4 protein-coding genes are annotated in these 4463 nt (G+C 31.9%); 3 read left to right on the top strand and 1 reads right to left on the bottom strand.

Features of this window, described 5'->3' with window-relative positions; translation table 11 throughout:
* Positions 1-246 precede the first annotated feature (246 nt).
* Positions 247-1503, top strand: coding sequence for an ISAs1 family transposase (locus U0M88_RS03885; protein ID WP_331868970.1), 1257 nt, complete (start codon positions 247-249; stop codon positions 1501-1503).
* A gap of 303 nt (positions 1504-1806) precedes the next feature.
* Here U0M88_RS03885 and U0M88_RS03890 read toward each other — a convergent pair whose 3' ends face one another.
* Positions 1807-2262, bottom strand: coding sequence for a hypothetical protein (locus U0M88_RS03890; protein ID WP_331868971.1), 456 nt, complete (start codon positions 2260-2262; stop codon positions 1807-1809).
* A 237-nt stretch (positions 2263-2499) separates the two neighbouring features.
* Between U0M88_RS03890 and U0M88_RS03895 the strand changes: the two genes are divergently transcribed.
* Positions 2500-3336: a MurR/RpiR family transcriptional regulator gene (locus U0M88_RS03895; RefSeq protein WP_331868972.1), complete on the top strand. Its 837-nt coding sequence runs from the start codon at positions 2500-2502 to the stop codon at positions 3334-3336.
* A 219-nt stretch (positions 3337-3555) separates the two neighbouring features.
* Positions 3556-4422, top strand: coding sequence for a ketose-bisphosphate aldolase (locus tag U0M88_RS03900; RefSeq protein WP_331868973.1), 867 nt, complete (start codon positions 3556-3558; stop codon positions 4420-4422).
* The last annotated feature ends 41 nt before the right edge of the window (positions 4423-4463 follow it).

Raw genomic sequence — 4463 nt, forward strand, 5'->3', positions numbered from 1 at the left:
AACCTCCCTTCATACTACAGAAATAAACTATAGCATGCGGGAGGAATGTTCACACCGAATAGCCGTCATGATGCACCGAGTTTTCTGATGTTCTGCACCGGTTATACCGCTAGAGCCGTACCGATTTGTCCGCTATTTGCACACAGATCTTAAAGCTTGCGGTTGTGGATATTTCTTCGGATCATATCTATTATCCAACTATACCTGAAGAGGTTGTTGACATCATTGAAAGGAATGGGCTTCGTTATGAATAATAAAATTTTTAATCTGGTTGCCGTATTAAATGAAACATTCAAGGAAATCGATATTGATTTTGATGATCATATGGAAGTTATGAACACCATTGGTTTCTTACATCTTTTTGATGATTTAAAAGATTTTAGACAACCAGGAAAAATCCAGTACAATCTTTCCGATATCCTTTTACTGTGCTTTTTAAGCATTATTTATGAAGGTAAAACGACATGTTTAGGGATTTACGACCATATACTTGTATACAAAAATCGGTATGAAAAATACGGATTGATCAAGAATGGACAGATTCCATCTCATGATACGATCCGCAGAACATTGATGTGTATTGATCCAGTTGAATTTGAAGAAATAACGATTGGACGTATCTACGAATTCCTTCAGGAACTTAGAAAATGTGCTCAAGGTACTATGTACTGTCATCAATCCGTTGATGGAAAAGAAGCACGTGGCAGTGGAAGAAGTGAAGATACAAAGAATCCTCAAAGAAATATCAATGTATTGAATGTATACGGTAACTCAGACTGTCTTTGTATCCATTCCAAGCCGGTTGAAACAAAAACGAATGAGATTCCAGTAGCACAGGAAATTTTAAGGCTGATGGATCTGAAAAAGACAGTTATTACTTTTGATGCGCTACATACACAAAGAGAAACATGTAATATCATTGCGTCAAAAAAAGGTGTTTATGTTGCACCTGTAAAAGATAATCAGTCAGGATTGCGAGAAGAGATTCTGGAAAAATTTAAAAAATATGAGCAGAATCCAAAGAAGAAAATAACTACATTAGATACTGAAAAAAGAAACTTCAGATTTATTAGTCTGCCATCTAATTATGATGACTGTGGATTCACAGGAATGAAGACATTGGTAGAAATGGTATCCCACACACGCAAAAAGGCAATTACCATGTATTTTATATCAAATACAAAAGACACAGAATTGATTGCGGAAGCCATAGAAAGAAGATGGGAAATAGAAAACAATTTCCACAAAGAAAAAGATACTTACCTAAATGAAGATGATATACATTTTACAAATAAGACATCTATCAATAATATCGTCATTTTAAACAATTTGGCATTGGCACTGGCAAAAATATATGGAAGTATATCTACAAATGAAATGCGAGTTGCGAAAAAAGAATTTAAAGCCTTTCCAGTTGAATGTATTAGTAAAGTTCAACTGATCATGAAAGATACAGAAATCATCAAACAGATCAAATCAAACCTAAGACGAAAGAAACGTTAATTTGTCGATGTTTTTAATATTGCCATCTGAGCCCATAAAAAAATCGGAAATTCTTTAATAGAGTTTCCGATTTCGTTTATTTAAGCCATTTTATTTTTCATGCGTAACTACTAGCAAATTGACAAAAAAGCTAATAAACACTTATATTGTGAATATTAGCTTTTCTTTCTTATTATAATTGATTAATACTTGAATATAGAAGTGTAAATGTTGGATTGATCAATAGAAATCTTTAATATAGAGTAAATTTGAAAAAAGGAGAGTTATTTGAAAGTTTCATATTGATTAAAATTTATTTACATACTATTCTTGACTTTCAATAGTTTCAGGTAAATCTAATCTTGGAGAATCTTGTTTTGGAGCGATTACTAAAGCTTTAAATGTATCTTCGGTAGCAACTGCAACAAAGTGACCTTTATTTGGTTCAATATCTAATTGAGTTCCTTCAGGAATGTAGACTAATTGTGCGCTTTCCATTACAGGTTTTAAATCTACGATATCAACAAATAGCATGATGCAATCGCCTTGATAGAAATAGAATTGTTCATAGTCTTCATGATATTCAATTTGATCGAATTTTGGGGTGTGATGCCAGCCTTGAAGTAGTCCGCAGCTAATATCATTAGATTTAAAAGGTGAAACAACAGGGAAACCTGTCCATTCAAAATATGTTTCTTTATATGTTTCTGTATCTTTGTTTGTAGAAAATTTAACACCTTTAATTTGTGTTTCGTCAATGTTTGTAACTTTTAGTTTCATATAATATATCCTCCTATGTATGTAAAAATATTACATTAATTCTAAATGAAACGATCGTTAAAGAAATAATATTACATATGTACAGCAACATTATAGCAAATAGATTTTGGAATTCAATCATAAAATAAAAAATATTTCATGAAAATTAATAAACACATAATTCATGTAATAAAATTACTTGTGTATATTGGTTTATCGATTATAATAAAAGTAAAGAAAGTAAGAGGGAGAATCATAATGGACAGTGTTACAAAAATTCTTAGAAACCAATATGATAACTTATATTCAGCTGAAAAAAGGGTAGTTGATTATATTTTATCTTATCCAAAAAAAGTTATAATGATGAATGTTTCGGAATTAGCAAAAGAAAGCAATGTAAGTGATGCGACTGTAGTACGTATGTGTCAGCATGCAGGATTCAAAGGGTATTATCAGATGAGATTATTGCTTTCGAGTGATGTAGGTCAAAGTGATGCGCCAAAACAAATGGATAGCAGTAAAGATCCTTTGGGGTACATTGTTGAAAAGGAAATCCAGAATATTCAAAATTTAGAGACTACAGTAAATAAACATAGAATCGCAAAAGCTGCAAAAATAATTTCAGAAGCAACGGCAGTATTTGTGGTTGCGGTAGGAAATACTTTGCCTGTGGCTAATGATTTAACCTTTAGATTAAACCGATTTGGTGTTCGAACATTTTCTGCAAATGTTTCTGAACAAGCAATCAACTATGTAAATAATGGTGAAAAAACAGATGTTATTATTGCAATTTCAAAGTCTGGAATGGCGCAAAGAGCATTGCAGGTATGTGAGTTGGGTAAAAAGAGAGGCATGAATATTATTGCTATAACAGGTGATGATACTTCACCACTGGCTAAAATGTCGAAGTGTGTCATTTATTCTGGAAAGAGCAGCTCATTGTTTGATCATTTTATTCATGGATTAGAAACGCATGTAACGGAATCAATTTTGATTGATGCATTATTGTATCAATTAGAAAATAATCAGAAAACAAAAGAGAAACTAAAAAAGAGTGAGGAAGTAGAACTGGAAGTGTCTTCTTGGAAAGTCTAGAGCTTTAGGGTTTGTAATAGAAATGTTACAAACTTTTTTTATTGATGCGTATGTAATAAAATTACACAAAACTATAGTTAGTCATACCAAACGTAAAAAAATTACATTTCTTGTTGACAAAGATATTTTAAAAGATTAATATGTCAGTGTAAATAAATTACATACGGCCGTCAGAAAATCAATGAATATGTAATAAAATTACATGAGGAGGAAATTATTATGTTGATGAATATGTCTGATTTATTAAAGGTTGCTAACGAGCACAATTTCGCGGTTCCCGCATTTAACATTTCTAGTGATGCTATGCTTCAAGGTGTTATTGAATCTTGTGAAAAAGAAAAATCACCAGTTATTATTGCAGTACACCCAAATGAACTAGCTTATAGTGGAGATAGTTTTGTTGAAATGATCAAAGATGCAGCTAACAAAACAACTGTTCCAGTAGCATTACATTTAGATCACGGAGGAAGCTTAGAACAAATTTATAGAGCAATTCGTGATGGATTTACTTCAGTTATGATTGATGCAAGTACTTCTACTTTTGAAGAAAATATTGAATTAACTAAAAAAGTATGTGCTATTGCCCACCCATTAAATGTTTCAGTTGAAGCTGAATTAGGAACAATTGGATCAACAAATGGTGACCGTGAAGGTGGCACAGATACAATTATTTATACTAATCCAGATGATGCAGTTAAGTTTGTAGAAGCAAGTGGATGTGACTGCTTAGCAATCGCTATTGGTACTGCTCATGGTATTTATCCAAAGGGATTTGTTCCACACTTAAGATTAGATTTATTGGAAGAAATTAAGTCAAAAGTATCTATTCCATTAGTATTACATGGTGGATCAGCTAACCCGGATGAAGAAATTGCTGGTGCTGTTAAGCGTGGTGTAAACAAGATCAATATTTCTTCAGATATCAAGGCAGCTTTCTTCAAAGAAGCAAGAAAAGTATTAGAAGATCAAGGATTAAGAGAACCATTGGATATTTTCCCAGCATGTATTGATGCGATGAATGAAACAGTTGTTCATAAGATTCGTTTATTTGAATCAAACAATAAAACACAATATTACAAATTTTAGAAATTAATTATTATAAGGAGATTAACTATTAGAAATCAAGT

This window comes from Faecalicoccus sp. (assembly GCF_036552745.1).
Taxonomy (GTDB): Bacteria; Bacillota_I; Bacilli_A; order Erysipelotrichales; family Erysipelotrichaceae; genus Faecalicoccus.